Origin of the sequence: Paenibacillus sp. cl130 (genome assembly GCF_900116035.1) — a bacterium.
GTDB lineage: Bacteria > Bacillota > Bacilli > Paenibacillales > Paenibacillaceae > Paenibacillus > Paenibacillus polymyxa_B.
The window spans coordinates 389,362-414,861 of sequence record NZ_FOYG01000004.1 but is presented as its reverse complement, the minus strand read 5'-3'; the positions used below and the strand labels follow the sequence as shown (position 1 = coordinate 414,861).

The 25,500-nt window shown below is 42.8% G+C and carries 24 protein-coding genes; 3 read left to right on the top strand and 21 right to left on the bottom strand.

The features are described 5' to 3' along the window. Nucleotides 1–136: 136 nt before the first annotated feature. A complete protein-coding gene (locus BM358_RS14220) occupies nt 137–574 on the top strand; it encodes an AbrB/MazE/SpoVT family DNA-binding domain-containing protein (RefSeq protein ID WP_013312449.1) in 438 nt (145 codons plus the stop codon). Nucleotides 575–641: 67 nt separating this feature from the next. Here the strand turns inward: BM358_RS14220 and BM358_RS14215 are convergent, their stop codons facing one another. Next, nucleotides 642–1,100 (bottom strand): hypothetical protein, encoded by a 459-nt coding sequence (locus BM358_RS14215; RefSeq protein ID WP_023990825.1) that lies wholly within the window; start codon nt 1,098–1,100, stop codon nt 642–644. Nucleotides 1,101–1,220: 120 nt separating this feature from the next. Between BM358_RS14215 and BM358_RS26515 the strand changes: the two genes are divergently transcribed. After that, a complete protein-coding gene (locus BM358_RS26515; RefSeq protein ID WP_013312451.1) occupies nt 1,221–1,382 on the top strand; it encodes a hypothetical protein in 162 nt (53 codons plus the stop codon). 25 nt (nt 1,383–1,407) lie between these two features. Here the strand turns inward: BM358_RS26515 and BM358_RS14210 are convergent, their stop codons facing one another. The 12 genes from BM358_RS14210 to BM358_RS14155 all read right to left on the bottom strand — a co-directional run bounded on the left by BM358_RS14210 (nt 1,408) and on the right by BM358_RS14155 (nt 13,138). Next, a complete protein-coding gene (locus BM358_RS14210) occupies nt 1,408–2,571 on the bottom strand; it encodes a nitric oxide synthase oxygenase (RefSeq protein ID WP_028540763.1) in 1,164 nt (387 codons plus the stop codon). Between the two features lie 150 nt (nt 2,572–2,721). Further along, nucleotides 2,722–3,198 (bottom strand): Dps family protein, encoded by a 477-nt coding sequence (locus BM358_RS14205; protein WP_023990827.1) that lies wholly within the window; start codon nt 3,196–3,198, stop codon nt 2,722–2,724. Nucleotides 3,199–3,618: 420 nt separating this feature from the next. Then, the gene (locus tag BM358_RS14200) at nt 3,619–5,346 is read right to left on the bottom strand and encodes an adenine deaminase C-terminal domain-containing protein (RefSeq protein ID WP_028540764.1); all 1,728 of its coding nucleotides are present in this window, start codon (nt 5,344–5,346) and stop codon (nt 3,619–3,621) included. A gap of 28 nt (nt 5,347–5,374) precedes the next feature. Next, complete coding sequence (locus tag BM358_RS14195; protein WP_028540765.1) at nt 5,375–6,433, bottom strand: ABC transporter ATP-binding protein; 1,059 nt, start codon at nt 6,431–6,433, stop codon at nt 5,375–5,377. Nucleotides 6,434–6,449: 16 nt separating this feature from the next. Continuing rightward, entirely contained in the window at nt 6,450–7,238 is a 789-nt protein-coding gene (locus tag BM358_RS14190; RefSeq protein WP_013312456.1) for an ABC transporter permease, read from the bottom strand. A 6-nt stretch (nt 7,239–7,244) separates the two neighbouring features. Next, the gene (locus BM358_RS14185; protein ID WP_013312457.1) at nt 7,245–8,066 is read right to left on the bottom strand and encodes an ABC transporter permease; all 822 of its coding nucleotides are present in this window, start codon (nt 8,064–8,066) and stop codon (nt 7,245–7,247) included. A 27-nt stretch (nt 8,067–8,093) separates the two neighbouring features. Continuing rightward, nucleotides 8,094–9,023 (bottom strand): nucleoside hydrolase, encoded by a 930-nt coding sequence (locus BM358_RS14180; protein ID WP_028540766.1) that lies wholly within the window; start codon nt 9,021–9,023, stop codon nt 8,094–8,096. Then, a complete protein-coding gene (locus BM358_RS14175; protein ID WP_028540767.1) occupies nt 9,023–10,096 on the bottom strand; it encodes an ABC transporter substrate-binding protein in 1,074 nt (357 codons plus the stop codon). The genes BM358_RS14180 and BM358_RS14175 overlap by 1 nt, the downstream gene beginning before the upstream one ends. A gap of 175 nt (nt 10,097–10,271) precedes the next feature. Beyond that, complete coding sequence (locus BM358_RS14170) at nt 10,272–10,616, bottom strand: hypothetical protein (RefSeq protein WP_023990832.1); 345 nt, start codon at nt 10,614–10,616, stop codon at nt 10,272–10,274. Between the two features lie 383 nt (nt 10,617–10,999). After that, entirely contained in the window at nt 11,000–11,311 is a 312-nt protein-coding gene (locus BM358_RS14165) for a hypothetical protein (protein ID WP_028540768.1), read from the bottom strand. 32 nt (nt 11,312–11,343) lie between these two features. Then, a complete protein-coding gene (locus BM358_RS14160) occupies nt 11,344–11,640 on the bottom strand; it encodes a WXG100 family type VII secretion target (protein ID WP_028540769.1) in 297 nt (98 codons plus the stop codon). Between the two features lie 37 nt (nt 11,641–11,677). After that, the gene (locus BM358_RS14155; RefSeq protein WP_028540770.1) at nt 11,678–13,138 is read right to left on the bottom strand and encodes a lipase family protein; all 1,461 of its coding nucleotides are present in this window, start codon (nt 13,136–13,138) and stop codon (nt 11,678–11,680) included. An 80-nt stretch (nt 13,139–13,218) separates the two neighbouring features. Here BM358_RS14155 and BM358_RS14150 point away from each other — a divergent pair, with 80 nt between their 5' ends. After that, nucleotides 13,219–13,566 carry a hypothetical protein gene (locus tag BM358_RS14150; protein ID WP_028540771.1) on the top strand — a complete coding sequence of 116 codons (348 nt, stop codon included), beginning with the start codon at nt 13,219–13,221 and terminating at the stop codon, nt 13,564–13,566. A gap of 355 nt (nt 13,567–13,921) precedes the next feature. Here the strand turns inward: BM358_RS14150 and BM358_RS26510 are convergent, their stop codons facing one another. From BM358_RS26510 to BM358_RS14115, 8 genes are read right to left on the bottom strand one after another with little or no spacing between them, the layout of a single operon-like run. Beyond that, on the bottom strand, nt 13,922–14,068 hold the full coding sequence (locus tag BM358_RS26510; protein ID WP_177235824.1) for a hypothetical protein: 147 nt from the start codon (nt 14,066–14,068) through the stop codon (nt 13,922–13,924). A 27-nt stretch (nt 14,069–14,095) separates the two neighbouring features. Further along, entirely contained in the window at nt 14,096–15,490 is a 1,395-nt protein-coding gene (locus BM358_RS14145; protein ID WP_028540772.1) for a hypothetical protein, read from the bottom strand. Nucleotides 15,491–15,511: 21 nt separating this feature from the next. After that, on the bottom strand, nt 15,512–17,539 hold the full coding sequence (locus tag BM358_RS14140; protein WP_028540773.1) for a polysaccharide deacetylase family protein: 2,028 nt from the start codon (nt 17,537–17,539) through the stop codon (nt 15,512–15,514). A 17-nt stretch (nt 17,540–17,556) separates the two neighbouring features. After that, complete coding sequence (locus BM358_RS14135) at nt 17,557–18,705, bottom strand: hypothetical protein (RefSeq protein ID WP_241392001.1); 1,149 nt, start codon at nt 18,703–18,705, stop codon at nt 17,557–17,559. Continuing rightward, nucleotides 18,702–19,892, bottom strand: coding sequence for a hypothetical protein (locus BM358_RS14130; RefSeq protein WP_028540775.1), 1,191 nt, complete (start codon nt 19,890–19,892; stop codon nt 18,702–18,704). Before BM358_RS14130 ends, BM358_RS14135 begins: the two co-directional genes overlap by 4 nt. 26 nt (nt 19,893–19,918) lie before the next feature. Beyond that, nucleotides 19,919–21,109 carry a hypothetical protein gene (locus BM358_RS14125; RefSeq protein WP_028540776.1) on the bottom strand — a complete coding sequence of 397 codons (1,191 nt, stop codon included), beginning with the start codon at nt 21,107–21,109 and terminating at the stop codon, nt 19,919–19,921. A gap of 25 nt (nt 21,110–21,134) precedes the next feature. Continuing rightward, nucleotides 21,135–22,577, bottom strand: coding sequence for a discoidin domain-containing protein (locus BM358_RS14120; protein ID WP_231517136.1), 1,443 nt, complete (start codon nt 22,575–22,577; stop codon nt 21,135–21,137). A gap of 2 nt (nt 22,578–22,579) precedes the next feature. Next, a complete protein-coding gene (locus tag BM358_RS14115) occupies nt 22,580–25,456 on the bottom strand; it encodes a contractile injection system protein, VgrG/Pvc8 family (RefSeq protein ID WP_028540778.1) in 2,877 nt (958 codons plus the stop codon). Nucleotides 25,457–25,500 lie beyond the last annotated feature (44 nt).

Below are 25,500 nucleotides of genomic sequence, written 5' to 3'. Positions count from 1 at the left end.
TAATTGTTCGTCATGCCGGAGCTTTTTTTCAGCATAGCTATACCAAAACAAACTGTAATATAAGCGCTTTTTACTTCCAGCATATATACATACAATTCCTACAACTATAAGCGCATTTCAGGAAAGGGGAAAAATGATGAAGAACACAGGAATGACACGGCCATTAGACCATTTGGGCCGCATTGTGCTGCCCAAGGAGCTGCGCAATTCTATGAATATTAATATTGGAGATGCCCTCGATTTTTTTATTACCCCAGAGGGACTGATGATTCGCAAGTATACGGGGGTTTCTTGCTATTTTTGTGGTGCCGTAGATCATTTGAGCTATTTTAGGGATCATCTGATATGTAAAAGTTGTATTGAAAATCTGAAGAGCGATAATCCTTCCAGTCATTTGAGTGAATCCCGTCCTGTCCAGCCCAAGAAAAGAAGGAGTTACAGAAATCAGAATGATCTCCTGAATAAACTAAAACAGCTCATGCAGGAGCATCCTAATGTATCTCAAAAAGAATTAGCCGAAATGCTCGAACTATCCCAGGGACGCGTGTCGCAGCTTAAAAAGCTACTCCTTTAAATGATCCTGCCGATCCGTCTGTTATTATCAACAAAAAAAGAGCCTGACGGCTCTCGGATCATCATCGTTACGCAATGTCAGAATGCTCCATAACCGGGACTCGATAGGCCAGCAAGGACTCGTCTATTACGGCAGAAATAAACGTTGCTTCTATTTCAGGCACCAATCTAAGCGCATAATTCCATGCGTTTTCTTCAATTTGCAGCGCAAGTCGTTGCCGGGTCCCTATCCCGCTCTCTTGCTCCAAAGCATCGGAGAGGTCCACTAATTCCGTATCGGCGGCGTGCCCGATCTCATGTGCAAGCACAACCGTAAAATACTCCTCAACTTGATCAACGCTGCCGAACATTTGTAAACACTGTGTTTCAATAACGTCCGTATACATGGTAATGGCGTGAGCATTCATGGCATATTTGCCCCCAATCAGCCTTCCACCAGGAAAACGTTTCTCCAGCTTAACTGTCACACCTATAGCAGCCCGTTCCAAAAGCTCAGCGACAACGCGCTCTGCCTGATATCTTTCCAACTTAGCTTCGCTCCTCAAACCAGGATATATAAAGTTATATTTACTTTAAACTTATGAAATCATGGATGTGTTCATACCATACACAGTACGATATTATACCTTTTTACAAAGGAGAATACCATGTCAGAAGATTATTATATAGGCTGGGGAACGCTTGCCCTTATTAATGCCGGTTTGGCACAATCCAAAAATCGGAGCGGGCTAAATTGGTTTCTGCTCTCCCTATTAATAGGGCCACTGGCTACCCTTTTTATCGTTGCATGGGATAAGCTGGAATCCTAATCCAGCCATTAGGTCATTCCCATCATTATCCGGAATGAAAAGGGCAACCTTGGCGCTTCTGCTGAAGCACTGCATCTGATGCTGTATTAGCCTGTCTCGACATATACGGCTTCTCTTGAACTCCGAAATTCGGCTTCACAAGCCGATTATCGTAGGAACTATGAAAAATATGCGTTGTCGCCGGGGATAGCGGAGGGATCAGCCATGTCCAATTGCCTGTCAGTGCGCGCCCAGCCTTGGCCTCCCGTTCCTCAAACAGCTTGAATTGTGCCGCTGCGGTATGGTGGTCGACAATGCTGACTCCCGCTTTTTTAAAAGAATGCAGCACAGCAATATTCAATTCCACCAGCGCCCGATCACGCCAAAGCGTTGTTTCACTCGTCGTATCCAGCCCCATCAGCTTAGCCACCTGTGGCAACATATTATAGCGGAAGGTATCCGCAAAATTACGGGCGCCGATTTCTGTTCCCATATACCAGCCGTTAAAGGGAGCCGCCGTATAGATGATACCGCCAATTTCCAGCGTCATGTCCGAAATCATAGGCACGGCATACCAACGTAATCCCAAGGAAGCGAAACCCGAAAGTTCTGGATGCTCAATGGCTACCTCCATCACCAAATGCTCAGGAATATCAAATAGCTCGGGAGGCCGCCCGCCTGCTTCCACAACCAGTGGCAAAATATCAAAAGGAGTCATCGCTCCTTGCCAGCCCATATCTTTACAAGCATTGGTAAAATCCACCGAGATCGGGTCCCCGATGATCCCTTGATCGGTTTCATATCCAGCGTAACGAATGAGTTGATGGTTCCAGATGCGGATATTCGGCTGCCCCGGCTTGGAGGCGCGAAATACAGTAAGCGTTGGCTTAATTTTACCGCCATTCGTTCCTATGCGCATATGCTCCAGGAGCTCGCTGACCACCTCCGCCGCATCTGACGCGGCCCGCGCATCTCTGACCAAAAGCTTGTCCCAAAATAAGCGCCCGATGCAACGATTGCTATTGCGCCAAGCCATGAGTGCTCCGTGCTCCAGCTCTTCGTACGTATGATCATACGTTCCAGTTGTCTCTATGTCGTGACGAATATGAAGAAGCCGGGCTTCCGCTTCATCGCGGCTTCGGCCCAGCTCCTCATAACATGTATATATAAACTGCTCCGCTTCATGCAAAAGCTGTTGTTTCACTTCCATAACACACACCCCATCCCGGCAGCTCTATGACTCAAGAGCCTGTGGTCTTCCACGCCTTCACGTTATTATACTCCAGCGGCAGAGTGGAACCAACGGGATGTGTACCTTGTTCACCTGATCTCCATATACGTGGAAATATATCCCAATATCTTATCCCAAATACGCACTCAGCATCCAGATATGTTTATCCATTGCTTCTCTCAAGCCGTTAAGAAGATCCTCTGTCGCTTTATCCTGTGCTGCTTCCGCTGCTTCCATCCCATTAGCCAGTTCAACAGTGATGGTTTTAAAATCAGCAACAACGGACTTCACCATATCGTCAGCTGTCTGCTCACCTGCGGACTCCTGAATAGCTGAAAGTTGCAAATGCTCCTTCAAGGTCGCAGCCGGACGGCCACCAATAGCCAACAAACGTTCAGCAATCGTATCTAGATTAGCTGTTGCTTCATTGTAAAGTTCTTCAAATTTAGCATGCAGTGTGAAGAATTTAGGTCCTTTCACATACCAGTGAAAATAATGCAGTTTCGTGTACAATACAGACCAGGTAGCTACCTGACGATTCAATGCCTTGTGCAATTCTTGAATGGCCTCTTGTGTAGGTGCGTTCGTATGATTTAATGTACTCATGTTAAAATCCCCTCTCGTTTTCATTCAAAATATAGTTGGTGTAAAGCTTGGATACTCGTTAACAGTAGTGTCTGATTTTCTTCAAAATCCCATGCGTGAATCCAATAAATATTTATTTATTAATTTAGACTTAATCTAAATCCTGTTTTAATTATAACACTGTGTCGATGTTTTTCAAGTCTTTATTCGGTTTTAATCATGAAGATTACGTGAATTGATTGTAAATCAAACTCTATATGCAATAGGACATCCACAATCAAGACTTATTTATCTTTTATACATAGGTTACATCAATAGGAGTAAAGAAGATGTTAATTTTGTCTGCTAAAGTATCTGTATTGTAGACAAAGTCCATAACATACTACCTCATACCTAGCCACGACAAAAAAGAGCCGGCCCGTAAGAGGGTCGGCTCTTTTATTATTCTTGCATCTCTGAAGGTTCCACGATTAAGGATACAACCTTGCCAGCATTTACATCAATCAGACCATGATCGGTAATCTTCAAGGCTGGGCTGACCGGCAAAGAATGCGTACTCAGCGACATGATTGGATTGTAATGGCGGTAGCCCAGCGACAACAAGGCTGAACGCAGCTCCTTCACATGGGCTGCAACCATTTCCAGCGGTCCTTCTGTTAAAATCCCGCCTACGGTTAACGGCAAATGGGACAGCACCTTGCCATTTTCAACTACGCAAAAGCCACCTTGGCTGGATAAAACCGTATTCGCAGCCAATATCATATCTTGCTTGTTATGCCCTACGACCAGCAAGTTATGGTTATCGTGCGAATAGGTGGTTGCCACTGCCCCACGTTTAATCGTATCTCCCCCGATCAAACCGTAAGCACGGTTGCCATTCTTTCCATACCGTTCAAACGTAGCGATGAGTCCATGTTCACCATGTTCCCATACCAGTTCACCCTGCTCCACATGTGCAGATGCAATCCGTTCGCTCGTAAAAGTTGAGCCATCCTTGACCATCATAATACGACATTGATGTGTGCCATCAGCTACATCCATCTTTACCGTAAAATCCTGCTCCGTGAGCGGATTGAGCTTCACACTTTGATAAAAATGGGCGGGGAAGCGGCTTTTTATCGGTGCTTGATGGTATTCCTCGAACTTATCGAATACCTTGAGTCCGTCCTTATAGACTTGCTCCACATCAAATTGACCAAGATCGGACAGCAGTACAAAGTCAGCTATTTTTCCCGGTGCAATTGTTCCGCGGTCATGCATTCGCATCCGTGCAGCAGGAGTAAACGTAGCTGCATAAATGGCATCCTCAGGCTTCATGCCCATTCCGATAGCTTTACTTACAATATGGTTCAGATGCCCTCGTTCTACGAAAGAGTCTGGCATCACATCATCCGTTACGAAGCAAAAATGCTGTGCCACATCTTCCTGAATAAGATAGTCCATCACTTCAGGGGTCATGGATTTTTCTTGGATTTCAATAAACATCCCGGCGGCCATCCGCGCCTTCATACCATCAATACTTTGGTGAGTATGGTCCGAACCTATTCCCGCATAGATCAACTGATGCAGGTCCAGATCAAGCAGCTGTGGCGTATGGCCTTCAATGATCAGCTCCGGGTAATGCTCACGAACATGGCGTAAGATGCGATTCGTCTTGCTTTCCGGATCACGAATGACATCCACATAGTTCATAATTTCACCCAGGCAGATCATTTCACCGGTTTGCAGCAAGGCATCTATCTCGGGAATACCGATCTCGCCTCCTGAGGTTTCGAGCGGCGTTGCCGGGACAGAGCTTGGAATACCGTAGAACATATCAGCCACGCAATCTTTGCTGGCTTCCATCATTTCCTGAATGCCTTCCAATCCGAAAACATTCGCCATTTCGTGCGGTTCCGGTACAATCGTCGTTACCCCATTGCGAATCAGCCCATAGGAAAAGGTTGCCGGTGTCACCATTGTGCTTTCGATATGCAGATGGATGTCAATCAGGCCGGGAATCATATATTTCCCATGCCCCTCTACAATCTCAGCCACCTCAAAAGACTCCAGACCACGCTGACCGATATACATAAACTTACCGTCAAGTATAGCTACATTACCTTCTTCAAACGTCTTATAGTAACTGTTATACACCTTAACTTGTAAAATCATTTTGTCTGCACGCATGATGTATCTCCTTCATCGAACCCGCTGATTATTGGACCAGCACCATTTTATCTGCCGGAAAATGCAGGGTAACCCGTTGACCGCTCAGGTAAGGCGTATCCATTTCCTGATTAGCCGTAAAGTTGCCTTTCGCCGTTTCTACCACATACTGATAGCTACGCCCCAGGTAAGTACTTACCTTAATAATACCGGGAAGCTCATTTTCCCCTGTCTCGTTGCCTTCTGTTCGAATGACCAAATCATCCGGGCGAATAGCGCCCTGACGAGCACCCGGCTGGGCAGTACCCTGATTACGCGCTACACCGAACGAAAGATCGCCTGTATTTAGTCGAATACGATCCCCTTCTTCAGTACGCTCGTCAAAACTCAGAAAATTATTAAACCCAATAAAACGGGCGACAAATTCGGTCGTCGGATATTTAAAAATGGTCGATGGAGCATCTAATTGTTCGATGTTCCCCTTATTCATAATCGCAACCTGGTCAGAAATCGAAAAACATTCCTCCTGATCATGCGATACATATACGGTAGTGATGCCCAGTTCCTGTTGAATACGGCGAATTTCCACACGCATATTTACACGCAGGTTAGCATCCAAATTACTCAGAGGTTCATCAAACAACAACAGGTCGGGTTCAATCACAAGCGCTCGCGCAATCGCAACACGTTGACGCTGTCCGCCTGACAATTCACCGGGGAAACGTTTTTCAAATCCCCCCAGGCTAACCGTATCCAGCATGGTCATAACGCGGCGCTTTACATCATCTTCCTTTACCTTGCGTAACCGCAGACCAAAGGCAACATTATCAAAAACGGACAAATGCGGGAAGAGTGCATAACTTTGGAATACAAAGCCGAAGTTCCGTTTATTTACCGGAATCCGAGTATAATCCTTATCGCCAAACAAAAATGTTCCTTGTTTAGCTTCGAGAAATCCTGCAATGAGACGAAGTGTGGTCGTTTTGCCACAACCACTCGGTCCGAGCAGCGAGAGCAATTGCCCCCGTTCGAGCTGCAAATCGAAATCCTGCAAGATCAGTTGGTTGTCATAAGCGACCGATACGCGATCCAGAGTAAGCAGTGCCATAAGGTTGAAGCCTCCATTACCTTTTAGTGAAGTAAGACAATCCCATCAGTCGTTCAATCAAGAACATCAGGATACCGGTCAAAATCATCAGCATAACCGAAATCGCCGCAATCGTCGGGTCAAAATAATTTTCGACGTAAGTCAGCATTTGAATGGGCAGGGTGCTGAAGCCCGGTCCTGTCATAAAGACGGAAATGTCGACATTGTTGAATGATTCCAGAAAGGCAATCAGGATAGCCGCAATAATACCTGAGCGGATGTTGGGCAGAACCACCTTGAAAAAGGTTTCCAGCCGTCCAGCCCCTAAACTAAGCGCTGCTTCCTCAATCGCAAAATCAAAGTTAGACAAACTGGATGCAATGACTCTAATAATGAACGGCAGCATAATCACCGTATGTCCGATCAATAGTCCAGCATATACTGGTAAATGGTAAACAATGATCAGATAGCGCAGCAGTGTAAAACCAAGAACAATACCCGGTATAAGCAACGGGGAAAGGAACAAAGCATTCAGCGCATCCTTCCCGCGAAACGAAAAACGACTAAGTGCATAGGCGGCAGGCATACCGATCAGCAGTGCCAAGATGTTGCCTAGCAGAGAAACGACAATGGACGTTTTGAACGTGGACATAAACAAATCCACTTCAAAAATATTTTCATACCAGCGCAAAGAAAAGCCCTGCGGAGGAAATTTTAACACCGTGCCCGGCTCGAAAGAAGTGACCGATATGATCAACAGCGGACCGAGCAGAAAGATGAAGACCAGCAGGCTAAAGAAGCCTAGTCCGTAATGTTTCTCCCGCATATCCACCTACCCCTTCGGATTGAGTTTATGGGCCGCCTTATTTAAGAGACCGACCACGATAAATGTAATAACAATCATAATTGTTGCAATAACAGAAGCTAAAAACCAGTCGTTTAGCGTCATCGCGTTCTGATACAAAAATGTAGCGATAACCCGCTGTTTTCCTCCAAGTAGTGCTGGTGTCGTATATGCAGTCAGACTGCCTACGAAAACGAGAATGCTTCCAATGATCAGGCCCGGCACAGACAGCGGAAATACGATTTTACGAAATGCGCTGAATCTGGAGGCCCCGAGGCTCTGAGCAGCATGAACAAGATCACCGTCGATATTTTCGAGTACACCAATCAGTGAAATAATCATCAGCGGTAAAAACAAATGAACCAGACCAATAATCATCGCTGCCGGAGTATACAAAATATTCAGCGGCTCATCCACGAGTCCTAAACCGATGAGCACGTTATTTAACAGCCCCTTGCGACCCAGAATGACCATCCAACTGAATGACCGCACCACCGGACTCGTCAACAAGGGGAAGATAGCCAGCGCTAGCAAAATCCCTTTACGACGCGGGGCCTTTTGCGAAATATAATAAGCCGTCGGGAAGCCGAGTAATACGCACACAAGTGTCGTTACGACACTGACTTCCAGCGTAGTCAGCAATATTTTCAGAAAATAAGGGTCCTTGAAGAAATGGAGATAGCCTTCTAGGGTGAATGAGCTGTTCTGTACGAAGGTCGAACCGATCGTCAACACAATCGGAATGACCATGAACACCGCCAGAAAGAGCAGACCTGGCAGCAGCAGCCAATACAAGTATGTTTTCTTCATGGGTAGCTCCTTGCGGTTATCAAAATGTTATTCCTTATTCAGCACCTGGATAAACAGCTCCAGAAAAGCTTCGCTGTCCACCTGTTCGCACACAGTCATATTAGGGCTATGATTGAGGCGGTTCTGTACATCGCCCACTGTTTGTCCATCACATATGCGACTCGAGGTTTCCACGTCGACATACAACAGCGAGGTATTTACTAACCTCGAATTCAACGCGACACCCACGGCAAGCGGGTCATGAAGCGCACACGCTTTTACCCCGTTGCGTTCTTCATAACGCTTGGTATAAACGGCCGTGCTTTCAGCTACATAATTACGAATTGCTGGGCGGGTCAGACGAGCAATATGATCCGCAGTCAGCAGAGCCTTCCGTGTTACATCCAGTCCCACCTGTATCAATCGACCAAATCCTGCATGAAATACGATTCGTGCGGCTTCAGGGTCAGCATACATGTTGTACTCCGCTACAGGTGTAATATTGCCGCATCCGTGAATAACACCGCCCATAAAAATGACCTCATTGACGTGATCCGTCAGCTCGGGACACTTGAGCAGCGCCAGTGCCAGATTGGTGAGTGGGCCGGTGCAAATGAGCGTCACTTCCCCCGGGTGAGCCATCACGGTATCAATGATGATATCCGGTGCAAAACCTTCGGACGCAGACATGGCTGGTACTACTCCACTCAATGCACCTCCAATGCCGTCTTCTCCATGGACACGGTGCTCGTGCAGACCTTTACGTATTAAGGGAGCCTCTGCCCCCCGATAAACCGGAATATCCGGTCTATCCAAAAGGTCGAGGATTTTGCATGTGTTCAATGTTGCTTGTTTAAGTGAAACATTACCGCATACTGTAGTAATCGCTTGGATATCCAGCTGACCACTTTTGGCCGCTAGTAAAATACCCAACGCATCATCAATGCCCGTATCTACATCTAATATGACCTTTTTCATTATTGTGCAACTTCCCGGTTCCAGCGATCTGTCCATGCCTTGATATGATCGTTAACGAACTTCATATCCAGCTTGGTCAGCTTGTTCACTACATCCGCACCGTACGTAATTCCCTCTGTATCCGCACCGGATAGTACCACCTGCGTATTCACCGGGGAATCAACCTTTGCCTTGGCAGATTTTTCTTGAACTTCCTTGCTCAGCTGCCAGTTGATAAATTCCTCAGCCAGCTCCTTCTGGTCGGAGCCTTTCACTACATTAATCGTGTTCATTACTGCGTAAGCACCTTCACTAGGAGCTACAAATTTCGCTCCTGGCACAGCCGCCTGCAAATCTTTGAAGTACATTTCCATGATCGGACCGCCCGCAATTTCTTGTTGACTAAACATGTTCACGAACTCGGACGTTTTACTATAAAACTTAACGATATTCGGACTCAGCTCTTTCAGTTTTCCGAAGGCTTGGTCTTCATTAAACTCCTTACTACCCGCTACTTTGGAGGCTGCATCTACCATCATTGGTCCGGCAGTCGCCGTAATGTTCGGCAGAGTCACGTTTCCTTTGAACTCACTGCCCCACAGGTCAGCCCAAGAGGTCACATTCTTTTTCACCAGCTCCGGATTATAGGCAATACCGAGGCGCCCAACTGTATAAGCAGGACCATACTCTTCACCCAGCGGTGCTTTGGCAATGTCATAAATTTGGTTCAGGTTTGGCACCTTGCTGCGATCCAGCTTCTCAAACAATCCCTGTTGAATTCCCTGTTGAGCATAATAATCAGACAGATAAATCAGATCGACGTCTGTGCTGCCTTGACTGATTTTGTTCAGCCGTTCTGCGTTATTTCCAATTTCGACTACGATGTCAACGTTATGTTCCTTTTCAAAAGGCTCGTACACTTCTTTGTTAAAAAAGTCCTCGGAAAAGCCCCATGTTGAAATAACTAGTTTCTTTTTCCCATCAGCTGAGCCATCTTTTCCATCTGTCTGCCCGCCAGTAGCATTGCTGCCGCAACCTGCCAGTACCACAGATGCCAAGGTCACAGCCATAAATCCTTTAAACCATTTTTTCATATGAAACTCCCCCTGTTTTTTTATTCTGCACACCTTATGACACAAAAAAGAAAAGTACTCTTGTAAAACAAGAATACTTTTCTTCGTAAACAAAGAATAAGTTGATCCCGCTGCGCGTTATAACAGGTTCTCCCCTCAGATAGATCCGAAGCGAAAAGCCGAATATCCAATTTTATTAGGATTCTTTCAGTATGATGTTCGTAATTGCCCACTGCGTTGCTGCATCATAATCGCGCAGTAAAGCCTCTATATCGAGCTCCATATCCTCAATCAGCTTCTCGCGAAGTCTCTTCTTGTACAGCATGGACATTCGGAAATCCACTTCCAGCTTCAAGCCGGGGGCTTCCACTTCCAATGCCGCCGAGCGTGGAGAACGCCGGTGCTTCGCCACAAAGGTAACAATGTTGTTCTCAACGGTGGCCCGCAGCAGCGTGGTCCCGAAGCCGAACAGTTCCTTTGAAACTTCATTGTAAATCTGGCACATCCGCTTCTTGCTTTCGTTACTGTCGAGCAGCGTCAATGAACCCACCCTCATCAGCATATTACGTACAATCAATCTTTCAACACGATAGATTATACATAAATATACGATAAATAGCAAACAAAAATCCCTAATTCAATAACATATGATGCGAAAAAGCGAACAATATGTCGAACTTTGTAGCTTTTCAACATTTTTACACTTTTTCGTCTAACCCTTAAGTTTCCGAACACTGCTATATTCCCCGCAGGAAAATTAAAGTAGACTACAAAGTCGTTATCGTCATCACTCTGGGAGAATATTTTTTTCTTCTACTATATATGTAGTTTTATTTAAACGCATTTAACCATACCCCGCGGGAGTCCCCTAGCGATTGTACGGTTTTTTTATGTTATATAGCTGACTGGCCAGATGGGAACCCTTCAAGAAAAAGCCGATTGAATCCACGAGGACACGACAAGAGTAGCTGGCCACAGCAGCATAAAGTTAGCTATGATATACGCCTTCTTAAAAGCATAACGATGATAAAAATACCAACAGCTCCATGAGATAAATACTCCTATCGGGTAGCTCATTATGACATAGGCAAAAATATAACTGATGAGATAATCTCCAGCTGTTGGTGCATCGAAAGAAAATGCGACCACCATCAGCATGACCGGATAGGCAAATAACGTTAAGCCATAAACGATATTCAATATAAGTAAAATGACAAATGCGTTTTGATCTTTCATGATGTTCTCCTAACTATTGCAGTCCGCCTGTATCACCATTGTGCAGCCCGTTTGCGTCTCTCCTCACGTCGATCAGCTTCTTCCATTTTCCGAATATAACGTTTCAACTGCTCTTTATGATCGTCCAATTCCTGTATTCGTACAGTTGTGCCTTGGAGAAACGTCTCCATTTTACGTGTTAATTCAGCAGCCGATTCGCCCCTCCAGTCTTGCAGACGACCATATATATTTCTCATCTGCTGCTCCTGATGCTGAAGTCTTTGCTTTAGCTGTTCGCATTGCTGTACAGCCCTTCGCAGATCCCCCAGACTCAAAGATATTCTGCCCATCTCTTTTGCCCCCTGTTGTGTTCTTACAGCTGATCTTTTACTGATCCACCATCGTGAATTCCTGACCCTTGCGATCTATATATTCTGCTATCTCCGTAATTGATTCTTGATACCAGCGATTAATCCGATCTAGCGTTGCCGTTGCACTATGCGCAATTGGGGTCAAAGACTGACTTTCACTTGTCCCGATATGAGCCTGAAATAACTGGATGGATGCTCGGGTATCGCTAGAGAACCCATGCAGGCTGGAACGCATCTGGTTAGCCGCATGCTTTAGCTCCTCAGGTGTTAATTGAATTGTGCCCCCATTTTTGTTGCCCACAAAATATGCCCCACCATGGGTGCGACCATTTTGCTGTCCTTCTCCCATCAGATTCACTCCCAGTGTAGTAGCAGCAAACTGCCCGAAAGCACCCATTTGTCCACCGTAGCGTTCAACCAGGTCGCCCATGACTTCCTTGAGTTCTGCTCGCGCGGCCAGCATTTGCTCGTACGCCTGCACCCGTGGATTGCCTTCCACCAATTGACCGTCCATGGTGTACAGCGGATTGCTGATATTGCCATTTTCATCAAATGTGAAATGATCCATGCTATGTGTTGCTTCTCCCATTACCGAATTATAGAACTTTGTAATAGGATCTTGCTGCATCATAGGTAACGTAATCGGGACATACACAATGGGAGACCATTTGGGCCCCAAAAAAAAGTTAGCCCACTTATTTTCTCTTTCGACTGGTAATGAAACAGGAATAGTGATTTTGGCTTTATTAGCCGTTTTATAATCATTGTCTATAAAGTAGGTTGTACCCACATGTGGCTGTGCATCATTAGCTCCCGAACCGATAGTATCTTTCGGATTGACATAAGCGACATTCGTCTTTCGAAAATCGCCATTTTCCACCTTCTTTTGAAGATCATCCGGTAACAGATGTACAATACTTGGTGGATTATAAGCGACTGATGTCAGTCCATTCCGCACCGCCACATATTCTGCCTCCGCTCCTCCTAGAGAATGGCCTGTGGTCGTTATTTCAGCAGAGGGATACTGTTTTTTTACGACATCATACAGATTCTCAGCTTGTGTAAATTGATTATTCTGATACTTTTCCTCATATTGAAGAAATGCACTTTGCACTTGTGGTGGGAGTTTAGCCACCTCTGCCTTATTATTTTCATAATATTGATGGACTTCTTCCAACGTTTTTGCGCGTCCTCCGACGACATCGCTGATATCCGTTCCCCAGTCCATTGCCACGCTCCATTTGGGGCGATCTGGAGGTTCTGTACCCCTATAACCGATGATCACCTGATTGGTCTTCTCGTTAAGGAATACAGTCGCATCGAATCCAGAACCGTTCGTATCATGTAGCATAGCTCCTTCAGGCTCAACAATCTTCCAGTCAGGAAGAATTCTGCTTTTAGAATCTTTGGCAGTCAACTCTCGGTCATAAACTCTATCCGCAATGGTCCAGTATGTTTTATCGTTAGTGAAGGTCAAGTTATTCCCACCTTGTCTATTGTGTAAATATATTATAGAGTTATGAAAAAAGGTGATTACCAGAAAAGGAGAATTGTAACTTGAACAGAAAAATCCCACTGATTCTGGCACTTATTTTAATTATTATGTATTTAGGAGGTTGTTCCAGCTTGTCCGACAAAGAGAAAAAAGAATTAGTAGACGTCGCCACTCCCATCGGTGTGGAGTTTATTAAAGAACACTATAATGCCGATTTCATATTAAAGGATTATGCTGTGGATGATCCTGCTGTCCACTCCAGGCTTTATTTGTATGGGCACATTAAAGGCCACGAAGACAACAAAATTACCATCTACTATAATTATAAAACCAAAGAAGTGATCGACGTCTCCGGGCCAGATTGGTTTATCGACAGTGAAGTCCCCAAATACAAGACCCCTTCTTCCTGAGAAGGACTATTATAAATGTTAAAGTCTAATTTTTCCCAAATTAAGAAGTAGTATAATTATAGTGCATCCTTTTTGCGAGCGATATAGCCGAGAGGAAAAATAAGTATAAAGTCATTGGATACAGTATATCTGGTCACAGTACATAGTTTATGTAGAATAGGTCTTTGTAACTGTATGTTAGGTGAAAATTGCATAGATGAACACCATTTTTAATTTGTACTACTAAAGAGTATGCAATGACAAATGTAGTTAATAAACTTCACCTTTACGGCTACATAATAGTGCTAAAAGGGTATAGATCATCAAATTCAAATAAGGCTCCTTAGGAGCCTTATTTACTTGTTGCTAACCATCTTTAACGCTCTTCACCTTTGGTGCTATGCTTAGTTACATGAATAAAAGGATATTCGCCTTTGCTTATTTTACGTTTCCATTCTTGAATCATATCTTCTTGGGTAGGCAGTTTCTCGTTTACAATTGCTCCTGTAGTTTCTTTAGCCATATTCTTTACCCTTTCACGATGGATTAGTTATTGCGTCTTAATCTTTTCTCCAGTCATTTTGATGTTACCATCCATTTCTACCAAACTCGTTTTACATTTTAAGCCGATGGCATCCTTCGCGGTGACCTGTATTGTGTTACCCGCATTGAACACCAGGTTCCCGTCAGCTTTTACACGGATATCCTTTTTGCTTCGCAGTTCAATTCCATGGTCATCCAGCAGTCGAATCACCACTTCATCGTCGTTCCCCGTGATTAAAATTTCATTTTTCTCAAATATAATGGCTTTGCGGTACTTGGTCATAAAGATTTTCGTCGACGGGTCCTTAATAAAGTCACCGCCCTTGGATCTCTTTCGGATCGAGTGAGTTACAATGGCGTCTTTTTCTTTAGAGGTCGGAAAGTAGATATCTACAAAGTCAAACAACTCTGGCATGCAGTACCATCCCGTATTCCCTTCCGATGTATAAAATGTAGCCGTTGGAAAAGCGAAGGTTTCCTTGACGTTAGGCTTGACCTTATCCATTTCATAAAAGAAAACCTTTACATGATCCTGCTCGATTCCAATGACCTTGGACTTCAATGATATGCCACGAATGCTCTCATTTAAAATCAAATCCTGTTTCATTCCATCCGATGTAGTCAGCACATATTCATGCCACAAGACACTATGCCGTATAAACGCAACAGATTGCAGGACATATAAGGTTTTTCCTTTGAATTTGACCTCTGCGCCAATATGCAGCAGAACATCTTTGGCCCCTGTCGTTTGTACTTTGTAATACAAAAGATTGTCGTCCTTGCTGGCCCCTGGCTTGGTTTTTCTGGTCATCGAGTAGTTATACTGTTTTAGCTCACCTTGATTGACACCATCCGGTAATCCAAAATAAAACTGAGGTTTGTCTCCAATCGGATCAGGTATCAGTCCCCAACCAAGCCGAGACGCTATACGTTTTAGAAATGACCAGTCCGTTTCGTCGAATTGCATCGTAAATTCCTGTAAAAGCTGATCTTTTAAGCGGCTCGTACAATTGGCTTTGGGATATGATTTAAGTACATGTTCAAGTAATGCCTGCACCTTCATCTTCACATTTTGAAAAGATTGTCTATGAAGCACTTCATCCAGCTGGCTTGTATAGGAGAGGGCTTCGACGACCAAATAGGCTACATTGGACACCAACTTGATTCTGAACTGCATGACTAATCCCCTAAATAATACAATCTGCTTTTGATCATCATTCACATAAGAAACGACTAACTTAGCCCCTGCCTCCATATGATCTGTGTACTCTTCCATTTGGGCACCCGTTAACACACCTGTCAAAAAGACTTTCACATGCTCATTCATTTTCTGTACAACTTTAACTTTCGGATTTTTAAGAGATAAAACCGTTCCGTTATACTTTATGATTGGATATCCCATGTCTCTGCCCCTTTTTGTCGGTTAGTTTACAATTATCCGTTGTTTGCTTACGTACTGAATGACATCTTTAACAGTTTGATTATGCTCCTGATCGTTGAGAGCCTGATCCAATGCAGGGAGCGTGGTAAAGGTTTTATTTTTTTTCTGAAAATATATCTCGGCCATAGGGAATTCATCAACTCTACCAGGTCCATGAATCCCATTATCAACATTGGCAATGACGACAACATCCTTCAATCCATCCTTATTTACATCCTTGAAGGCCACCGCTTCTACGCCTCCAAATCGCGCTACCCACTCATGGTTCCCGTAGAACTCTGGGAATGAGTATAAAATATGTCCTTGATCATCTAATAGAAAGAAAAAGAATTTACGAAGACCTTCCGGATATCCATATGTGGATACAAATCTTACTTTCCCAAAGCCTTCAAGAGTAGTTTGAAAAGACTGTGACTCTTCAACTTCATACTGGTCGGTATCCAATTTTTCACCGCCAACTGTGGAAACAGACTGATCCTCAACAGAACTTAGCTCACTCCATAGTTCCTCATTCTGCCTGATATTCTCTGGAATTTGTGCAAAACGAATTTCATACTCCGCATGGTCCCCTACCACATGTGCCATAGGTACACTCACCCCCAATGAATCATTTGTGAAATAACTAAACGATTCCATTTCTACTTCCGCAAGCGAACCTTTGGTTACATCCGCATTTGTTAACAGTTTAATCAAATCATCTTTTGTGAAATCACCAATTAACCCTTGTTGCTCCGGCTGAACAGCTGTAATCTTCCCGCTTTTTATAAGCTCAATAAAAGGTTTCTCGATCTTTACCAAATCCCTCAATCTTATTCTTGAAACCTGCTTCATATCCAGGTTCGTCGTATAAAACATATGAGTAGGATAGGCTGCGTCCTTCACATAATGAATACCCGTATATTGAACACTCAAGAATCGTTCACTTTGTCGTTTGATCTCATAATCAATTTCGACATGGACTCCAGAATTGGAATCCGCATAGTCTTGTAATCCTTCTAAAGCTTCGGTCTTAAGAATTTGGTTTAAATATTTTTGCTTTGCAATATCCTTGAGTTTTGAAATTTGAGGGTATCTAATCACGATCCCATTTTCTGAATATTTCTCTTGAATGAATTCATAGCTTTGCGGTTCACTATGAGTATTCGAGGCGATGCTATATTCGGAATCAATACGGACTTCTCCACTTTTGGAGAACTCAATGATAAGGTTCTGTTCAGAATCATCACTGTTTATGAAGAAACCATCACCGTGGTCTAAAACCTCGATACCTATGCTATCATGTTGTCGACTCTCTAAAATAATGGGCTCATTCATATCCTTGTTCAATTCCCACGCATTCGGGAGCTTCATCTTACCTACATTTATGCCTTTCTCCGTCCACTTTTGTCCAGACAACTCCCACAGATCAACAAATACGGGGTCTGGATGATATATGGAGACATACCCCCCTAACCACAACTGTATTCCTTGGTCTGAATCCCGAACCACGAAGTCTGTAGTCAATTCTGGCCCGCCATCCTCAATCATCTGGGCATGTACAAGTCGTTTCGTACTCCACCACTGAATAAATGTGTATTTATCTCCGATCGTACCTGTCACCGTTTTAGGTGCTCTATAATTCATAACCCTAACGTTTAGCTGCCCGCTTTTTAACGAAAACGATTTTGTTAAGATAGTGAGATTATTATCGAACTTTTCTACTAATTCTCCATCCGTCATCTCTACACTTTCAGGCTCGTTTAACAACGAATTAAGTTCCTGTGTTAACTCCTCAAGCTTATTCTGTCTGGTATCAGAATCCTTATTTTCATCGTTGACTATATGAAGTTTTTTCACTAACGTATCCAACTTTTTCGAATAGGAAATCGTTTTATCGTCATTTTGGAGAGAAAGCGCATGATTTGTTTTAGTTGTTGGAGAATCCTGTCCCTTCATGCACCCATTCAGCACTACACAGGAAATGAGTAGTAATAGGACGCAAGAAGCTCGCCCGTACTTCAAGTAATTCATGCTGGATATCACACTTTCTACAATTTATCATTCATCTCTATACTCATAATCTTCCACTTGCCTGATTGCTTTTCTAATGTAAATAGAAGTCCTTGGTTTGATTCATCTTCTTCTGAGCTACTCTTTACCAAAAACTCCCGCTGATTAGCCTCATAAGCAATCTCTTTTACATTCAAGTCTAATCCCGTATAGTCCATAGCGGAAAAATCAATGATATCTTCAAAATGATTTTTCGGGCTTGCCGACAATGCAGTGAATTCCGCCATTTCAGGCAAGTGTATCAAGAAGCGATTCATAAGATAATGATCTTCCAAATAATTTTGAATAATATCTTTGGGAACCGTGGGGTATGCAAATTTTTCGTTTTCATTCTCATATAGTACTTTTGTTTTTTCTGGTCCGGTCCTGTTGAATTTTTGATAAGTCATTATCGTATGTTGCTGAGTATCCTGAAAGCGGTAGTAACTCACATCCTCAAAAACACCATCTTTATTAATGTCCTCTAGCTTCCTGCTCCCTTGCCCTGTTGCTTCTGGATAACTGTAATTCAGGTTATTAATTTGGTTATGGTACAAAGCAAATATAGAGAAGCCTTCTGCCTCATTCACTTCGCTAGTGGAATATACCACGATAAATTTTTGTTCTGTTTGATCCAACTTCATGATCTTCACATCTTTATTAAGATGCACAACCATAACTGGGTCCTTTAATTTATCAATGATGTGATAACCAGCATCCTCCCGGACTACAAATATGGCGTCAATTTTCTCTTTTTCTAATCCAAAAGCAAGCACGTAATCCGGCTTTCCATCATGGTCCAAATCTTCTTTTAATATTTTCTGAAGCTGCTCATTTGGGGGTTGGATTTTCTTTATAAACTGATCTAATGTGTTAGAATCTATGGCGTAATTTTCATTTCTTTTATTAATCGGATTCACAATATTGCTATTCCGATCTTGTTTTTGAGCAGCAGACTCTGGTTCAGTCACAGCTTTTTTCTCTATCATTTGAGTGCTAGGTTTGATGGGATCAACTGCTTGCTGCTTCTCATTCGTAGGTTGTTCAGAACATCCATTCAATAGCAGACTAAATAACAATATTAAAAATAGTATTGTATTTTGTTTTATAAAGTTGATTTCAAAAAACTCCCTTTTTGTATTAATCACTGTACGTTTATTCGTTGTTTGCTTACGTATTGAATGACATTTTGAAGTGTTCGGTTATGTCCAGTTTGATTGATACTCTTATCCAATTCAGGCAGGGTAGTGTATGTGTTATCTTTTTTCTGAAAGTAAACCCCTGCGACAGGCAGTGTCTCTATTCCGTGTGCATTAACTCCGGTGATATAATCAGCAATAATAACAATATCCGTACGTCCATCCTGATTCAAATCCTTAAAACTTACTGCTTTGATCCTATCAATCATTTTACCGTTGTTACCATAAAATTCGGGGAATTCGTACAGGATCTTGTTTTCCACATTTTTGTCACTGTTAACTTCCAAAAAAAACTTTGCTTGAATCAGATCATTCGTATCCTCATCTTTTAAAGTGGATATAAACTTTACTTCTCCCCATCCATTAAGAATGGTAGTAAATGATTGTTCCCTTTGAATAGTATATGGTTCTAGATCAGGGTCGGGCTGAGCATCCTCTTCTACATAATCAGCACTACGTTGCTGTTCTATGGATTTCTCCATATTATATTCTATGAAGATATTATTTACTTTTTCCGTTTCAGTATCCCACTGAATCCTCAAATGTAAGCCATTCTTGGAATAAAGCAGACTCCCATTTGTTACAATACTCGGTTTGCCATAGAGCTGTAGTACTTTGCCAAGGGTATCACCGATCTTCAAGCCTCTTTTTGTTTTAAACTTGGGATTCTCCAAACTCACGGCTACTAAATAGCTTTCACCATCCACCAGTTCCTCCCCTTCAAGTTCAATCTTAGATAAAACTACAAATCTTATTTCTGGCTCCTCATAGTTAGGATAGGACAGACTCCATCTTCTATATGTTCCATTCCCACTATTATATCCTCTATTGTTAGCTTCAAATCCTTCACTGTAACCCCACTTATGGATAAGTTCTTTAATATCCGTATTCTTATCAATCTTATGTGATCGATATGAGACCTCAAAGTCGTCGTCCTGAAGGAGTTTAGGATCAGCAGATACAACATTTTTGGCTTTGTCTGCTTTTTTATCTGGATAGTAACCGTCTTCTTGCTTAACTTTGGCGGTAGCTGTTTCCGCACTATTATAATCATGGATAGACGAAGAACTACATGCAGTTAACGCCAATATCATTACAAGCATCATAATGAGATAACCGTAGCTTTGCCTGTACATTTCTTTTCCTCATTTCTAACTTGTAGTCATCGTTTGCCAACGATAGTCCACTCGCCTGTAACTTTTTTCCTGCTATTATTACCATTTTGTTCAGGTCTGAATATAAATTTAGGAAGCTTAATACCTTCCGACGCAGCAATTTCCTGAGTTACACTTTTATCGAGACTCAACAGATATTGTTCATAGTTAGAAGCTTCATTTCCACTAAATATATTGTATATTTCCCGCACATTTTCACCCCAAAGGTTATCGCTAGCGTATATTCCACATTCAACTCGCTTGGATTTCATTCTAATGATCGGCGTGAACCAATTGCAGTATTGAAAAACGTCCCCTTTGCCTGTAATACCACTTAATTTATTGTTTTTCACTACGGCTTGTCTAAATTCCTGACCATAGTATATATATCCCAATATCTTTCCAAATACTAAACTATTGGCTTTCATTAAATCTTTGGCATAATTAGTTTCAGCACCATGCTCACCATCGGCCGCTCTATTTGTACTACTAGTGTTAAAACTTCCAGTTCCTTCTTGAATAATAATTGCTAACAAAAGACGGGGATCAATCTGGATATGATACGTTTCTTGTATCTTTTTTGTAGCTTCCCATAAACCGTGTATCTTTTCCTGATTCCATTGCATTTTAGTGAATTTTAATGAGCGCCTTTTAAATGTTTTCTCAGCTTTAGAACTACCGTTGTACTGGAACTCAGCAGGTATCCATTTTCCAGCTGGAGTCTTTACGTTCGTTTTTGTAGGTTCATCTTTCGATTCGTTGATAGCTGGTTCTTCTGGTGGTGCTTTAGTACTCGTATCGATCAAACCAAGTTTCTCTCGTATAGCTCGTCCTGCCTTCTCGGCAGCCAGCTTTTCCCTGATATCTCCGCTTGCCTCCGCAGTCATCCAACGAACGGTTTCTTTTTGCATTTGCTCTTGAGCCCACTTGGGGAACGTGGTCATTTCGCGTAATTTGCTTCGCAACCCCTCTGCCAGCTTTTGCGCTTTACGCATACCAACCTCGTCACCATTGGCTTGAGCAATATACCAATCTTCTTTATATTTACGCAGCCAAGATTGAGCCCAGTCGGGATAATTCAGTTTTTGCTTCTTCTGTTCTGCTGCAAGGTCAAAAGTCTTAGCTTTCCTGTGCGCATTAGCGGTTGCTAAAGCTTTCAACATAGGTGTTGCATCAAACGTTGGCTCTTTCCACTTCATAGGCTATCTCCCTTTTGTAAGAATGCTAGAAAAGCCGTACATCGGATATACATGTATCCTGATATTTCGTTCCACGTTCAACTGATAAAATAGTAAATTTAATAAATGAGGTATGAATAGGCTCTTTAAATTTCTTTCGTGTGTTAAAATCATTCATTACTAGAGAGGAACCATCTGAGAATTCCAGTTTTAGTTGTTGAACTCTGTTATTCTCCAGATAACTTTTCTTAGATTTAGCATATCCGTTAATCAACTCGATCCCCTTTACCTTCTGTAATGACCCCAAATCTAACCGTATAGTTTCCCCTTCCCCGTTGCCTTTCACACCTTCACACCATGCAGTAGATGTATCTCCATCCAACAGATTTTTGGCATCATAAGTCTGTGTGCCTTTACTTGGCAGAGTGGATGAAGCTTTAATTTGATGCACTTTTATTTCACTATCATATTTAGAAAAATCATTAGCAGTATAGAGCCACTGCACAGGTGTTGCCGTATTCCCACTAATTGTAGTGATAGATGCGGCTTTACTTTCTAAACCTGTATTTATATTCAGTTTATAATTAGACGGTGAGTCTGACTTTTCAAACCATAGCTCCGACCCATCACGAGACATTAAAGGTCGTTCCATCCCTTTGCCTAAAAGGTGCTCCTCTCCATTATTTAAATTTAACAAGTACGTTTTATTTACAGACATGGAGTCAATAGAATAGATTAGTTGATTCTTCTGAGCCCATTGATTAACTATCGCCATACCAGAATCTATATGGATTTGCTTAATGATTCTATAATTTGATACATCAAATACGACAATATTCTGCTGGCTGTCGGTAAAACAAAACTGGGTACTGTCTGGAGAAAATTGTCCTTGATGAATGTCATCTATATCTATAGAACTTCCATCTAATTGAATAGCTGTTGATTGATTAGTTAACGTGTCATATATATACGCTTTGTCTTTATCCTCATATAAATACTTGGTTAAATCAGACGAGATTACCGGATGGTTATAAGGCAGCTTAAATTCATTTACTTTGTTACCCGAATCCAAATCATAAATCTGTATTACTAATCTCGCTTCTTCAAATAAATCTAATACAAATACGATTTGACTCCCATCTTCTTGGATTCTCCCTACATTTACATAAGAATCTCGATATCTCTCTTTATCCTCCTTCGACTGTAGGAGACTAATCAGTTTCTCGGCACTTAAGAACCGTTCAACTTTTGAGCCTTCCAGCTGAACTAAAAATTCTGCTGGATCTTCTTTGCCTTCTTCTACGGTTAAAGCCCATTCTTTCTTGCTATTCCCTTTAACAAGCTCCGTTTTATCATTTTTAGTAGCTGATTCCACCACTTCTGAAGTCATATCTACCGTTTTTGAAGAAAAGGAAGTAGGGGCTTTTTGAGAAGCATTACATGCTGACAACATGATTAAAAAAAGAATGATTAATATGTTTCTGATCATCTTCACTTTGTTCTATCCTTCCGATCAATAATAACTAGTCCTTTTATTTTAATGTCATCGGCAGAATTTATATCACCTATACTAACTTTTTCGTTAATAACCCCCACTGCTAATAAGAAATTCACATACTCTTCCTTAAAGACAGTAATACATCCTATAGATGTATCTCGACCTGCAGTATCGTTATTATAGCCCATATGAACATTAATCCCTGTTGCAGGATGATCTAACTTCCCACCTTTATACGTAGCTGGTATCTCACCACCGGCTCTAACTCGCAAAGCTGGGTATATTCCTTTATGACGTCCCCCGATAAAATCATATACTCCTTCCTTTATAGTGGCTACATTATGCTTCTCATAATCAGGAAGTGTGCTGGCATTTTTGCTTGTATACTTAATTTCGCCATCTATCACCACAATTGCCATAGCTCCATATCGACCTTCCGGGTGATCTTCTTGTTTATGACTATACGAACCGTCTCCTTCAAAGAAAAACACAAGGGGTGCCTTACGGTTCGATGACAGTTTCTTTTGAACAATGCTGTTATTCGTGTAATCGTTTATTCTGTACAGAGCTCGAGCCTGATTACCTTTTATGCCCTTACTGCTTAAATACTTCTCAATCTTTTTCACCGCTACCAATCCATCTTTATAATCCTCAGGATCTAATGGCTTTGGTTCCTCCTTCGGCTGCTTTTCAGGAGTAGTCGGCGGCTTCTTGCCCGGTTCCGTTTTCGTTGTTGTCGTTGCTGGAATTGTTGGCGTTGCAGCCTTGCTAACCTTAGGCCATGGAAGGATACCATTGGCTACTTGATGCAGGTACACTGCGAGCACATCACGACCATAGCCCTTATTCTCCAGGCCGTATTTTTTCGCAAAATCATGCAAAGCGGCGTTAAGCTCCTTATCCCAATCGCCTGTAGCTGGAAGCTTGTACGAGAAGCTGTCTGGATACTTCTTGGCAAGCTTGTTCAAATTATCTCTGGCAAGCAGGCTGTTCACGCCATACTTACTCCGCAAGGCGGCAGCTTCCTTAGCAATAGCCTTTTGATCGGCGATGGTCAGCTTATGGGCCGCATCTGCGTATTGTCCGGACAGCTCCTCCAGCCGATTCGCATCTAGATAGGATTTGGCTGAATGACCACGAATCAGCTCGTTGATTAGCACATTGTCACGCAACTGGTTCGCGAGAAGATGCATCTGCTTTTGCTTGGCCTTGTCATTTGCACCGTACGCTTCCCACCACTGGGACGTGTATTCATGCATTTGCGCTCTGGCCCAGGCAGGCATACGATCTATTTCTGCCACCTGCTGACGCAATTGCTTGGCCTTGGCCGCTGCTTCCTTGGCCCCCTTTTTGTCCCCGGCTGCCACGGCCTTGTAGTAGTCCGTTTTATATTGAAGCAGCAAGTCCTGTACCCATTGCGGATATCCCTTCCCTTTCAATTCTTGAACTAGGGATTTATAGGCTTTCAGCTCTGCATCAGGCACCTGATTTTTTATGAGCTTACTAGCCTTGATATGAAGCGTTCCATCAGTTCGGATATAACTGCTTTTGCACGTCAGAGATATTTCGCGAGTAGCGGTCATCTGTACCTTTTTGCCATGCAGCACCAAGTCTGTATCAGCGTGAAAGGTAAGATCGTGATGACTATACACGTGAATACCGGAAGCTGGATTTAAGCGCACAAGTATCTTTTCTTTTTGGGTGGAAAGTGCCACTTCTTTGTCGTCGAATCTCGCCACTTTTTGAGTTTTGGTATGAAATAGCTTTCTTGACGGCTTGCTGATTTCATCTCCTTTGAAGTCTCTCTTACGCAGGGATTGAACCACACGAGCTTCCTTTTCTTTGTTGGATGGAAAATACAAATGAACATGATCCCCTAGCTCGGGCATGCAATGCCAACCGATTCCATCACTGGTATACATGGTGGGGTAAGAAAACCAGCACCCCTCAACTTTGGACTGCATAGAATCCACGGACAAGTGAAGTTTAACGGATTCGTTTTCACCATCTAACTCAATGACTTTCCCTTCAATAGAGGTACCTTTGATTAACGGGTTATGTATAGCCTCCCTCGGAATACCTGCTTCCGGAACGAGAACGTAGCCATATGTCATGATGCCTTGCTTCATCTCTGCATGAATCTGATCAATAACCCAATGCTTTCGTTGAAACACGGCGACATCCCCAAGTTCAAAACGCTTCGTATCCTCCACTTCAGCATATGTATATTCTGGACCTGACTTTGTTTTTTGGAGGGAAAAGTTAATGCTGCGCAGTTCACCTTTCACCTGTTCTTTCGAGGTACCTAACCATAGTCTCGGGAACACGGATGTGATCTCGGCAATGAGTCCAGCTTGCAGACGAGAGGCCATTCTTTTTAGAAACTCCCAATCACTCTCCCCATACTGGATAGTAAAGCCGCCCAGCTTTTGATCGCTGTCCGTCAGGTCAATAAAATCCCCGTGTGGATAGGTATCCATGAGTTTGCGGAACAGTTGATAATACGTCAAGTTGCTATTTTGAAACGAACGATTTTTCCGTTGTTGATCCATCAGATATGTAAAAGAGGCAGCCTCTATGTACATGTGATATACGCCATTTTTGAATGCAATTCTAATATTGGTGACAATTCCTTTAAAGATGCTAACTGTCCCTCGCTCTTTATCCGTCTCATATACCTCTAGCACATCTTCATCGTAAGCTAATCCATCATACTTTGCATGATCCTCATCCGGTATGAGAGCAGTGATGTACACCTTGCCGTGCTCATTTATCTTCTGTGTCAATTCAAAATCAAGCAGCCTGATAATTTCATACGGTGCATTCACTCTAATATTTCCATAAGTCAGCATAGTTCCTGCCAGTCCCATCTTACTCCCCCCGTTTGCTTTTCATATGATGCAAATCCTACAAT

What these genes read in the sequence shown, in the direction of transcription:
- BM358_RS14140 (WP_028540773.1), bottom strand. Translation starts at nt 17,539, where the DNA reads ATGAATTACTTGAAGTACGGGCGAGCTTCTTGCGTCCTATTACTACTC.
- BM358_RS14180 (WP_028540766.1), bottom strand. Translation starts at nt 9,023, where the DNA reads ATGAAAAAGGTCATATTAGATGTAGATACGGGCATTGATGATGCGTTG.
- BM358_RS14145 (WP_028540772.1), bottom strand. Translation starts at nt 15,490, where the DNA reads ATGGGATATCCAATCATAAAGTATAACGGAACGGTTTTATCTCTTAAA.
- BM358_RS14125 (WP_028540776.1), bottom strand. Translation starts at nt 21,109, where the DNA reads ATGAAGTGGAAAGAGCCAACGTTTGATGCAACACCTATGTTGAAAGCT.
- BM358_RS14160 (WP_028540769.1), bottom strand. Translation starts at nt 11,640, where the DNA reads ATGGGCAGAATATCTTTGAGTCTGGGGGATCTGCGAAGGGCTGTACAG.
- BM358_RS14195 (WP_028540765.1), bottom strand. Translation starts at nt 6,433, where the DNA reads ATGGCACTGCTTACTCTGGATCGCGTATCGGTCGCTTATGACAACCAA.
- BM358_RS14130 (WP_028540775.1), bottom strand. Translation starts at nt 19,892, where the DNA reads ATGTACAGGCAAAGCTACGGTTATCTCATTATGATGCTTGTAATGATA.
- BM358_RS14205 (WP_023990827.1), bottom strand. Translation starts at nt 3,198, where the DNA reads ATGAGTACATTAAATCATACGAACGCACCTACACAAGAGGCCATTCAA.
- BM358_RS14120 (WP_231517136.1), bottom strand. Translation starts at nt 22,577, where the DNA reads ATGATCAGAAACATATTAATCATTCTTTTTTTAATCATGTTGTCAGCA.
- BM358_RS14165 (WP_028540768.1), bottom strand. Translation starts at nt 11,311, where the DNA reads ATGAAAGATCAAAACGCATTTGTCATTTTACTTATATTGAATATCGTT.
- BM358_RS14185 (WP_013312457.1), bottom strand. Translation starts at nt 8,066, where the DNA reads ATGAAGAAAACATACTTGTATTGGCTGCTGCTGCCAGGTCTGCTCTTT.
- BM358_RS14210 (WP_028540763.1), bottom strand. Translation starts at nt 2,571, where the DNA reads ATGGAAGTGAAACAACAGCTTTTGCATGAAGCGGAGCAGTTTATATAT.
- BM358_RS14175 (WP_028540767.1), bottom strand. Translation starts at nt 10,096, where the DNA reads ATGAAAAAATGGTTTAAAGGATTTATGGCTGTGACCTTGGCATCTGTG.
- BM358_RS26515 (WP_013312451.1), top strand. Translation starts at nt 1,221, where the DNA reads ATGTCAGAAGATTATTATATAGGCTGGGGAACGCTTGCCCTTATTAAT.
- BM358_RS26510 (WP_177235824.1), bottom strand. Translation starts at nt 14,068, where the DNA reads ATGGCTAAAGAAACTACAGGAGCAATTGTAAACGAGAAACTGCCTACC.
- BM358_RS14190 (WP_013312456.1), bottom strand. Translation starts at nt 7,238, where the DNA reads ATGCGGGAGAAACATTACGGACTAGGCTTCTTTAGCCTGCTGGTCTTC.
- BM358_RS14200 (WP_028540764.1), bottom strand. Translation starts at nt 5,346, where the DNA reads ATGCGTGCAGACAAAATGATTTTACAAGTTAAGGTGTATAACAGTTAC.
- BM358_RS14115 (WP_028540778.1), bottom strand. Translation starts at nt 25,456, where the DNA reads ATGGGACTGGCAGGAACTATGCTGACTTATGGAAATATTAGAGTGAAT.
- BM358_RS14220 (WP_013312449.1), top strand. Translation starts at nt 137, where the DNA reads ATGAAGAACACAGGAATGACACGGCCATTAGACCATTTGGGCCGCATT.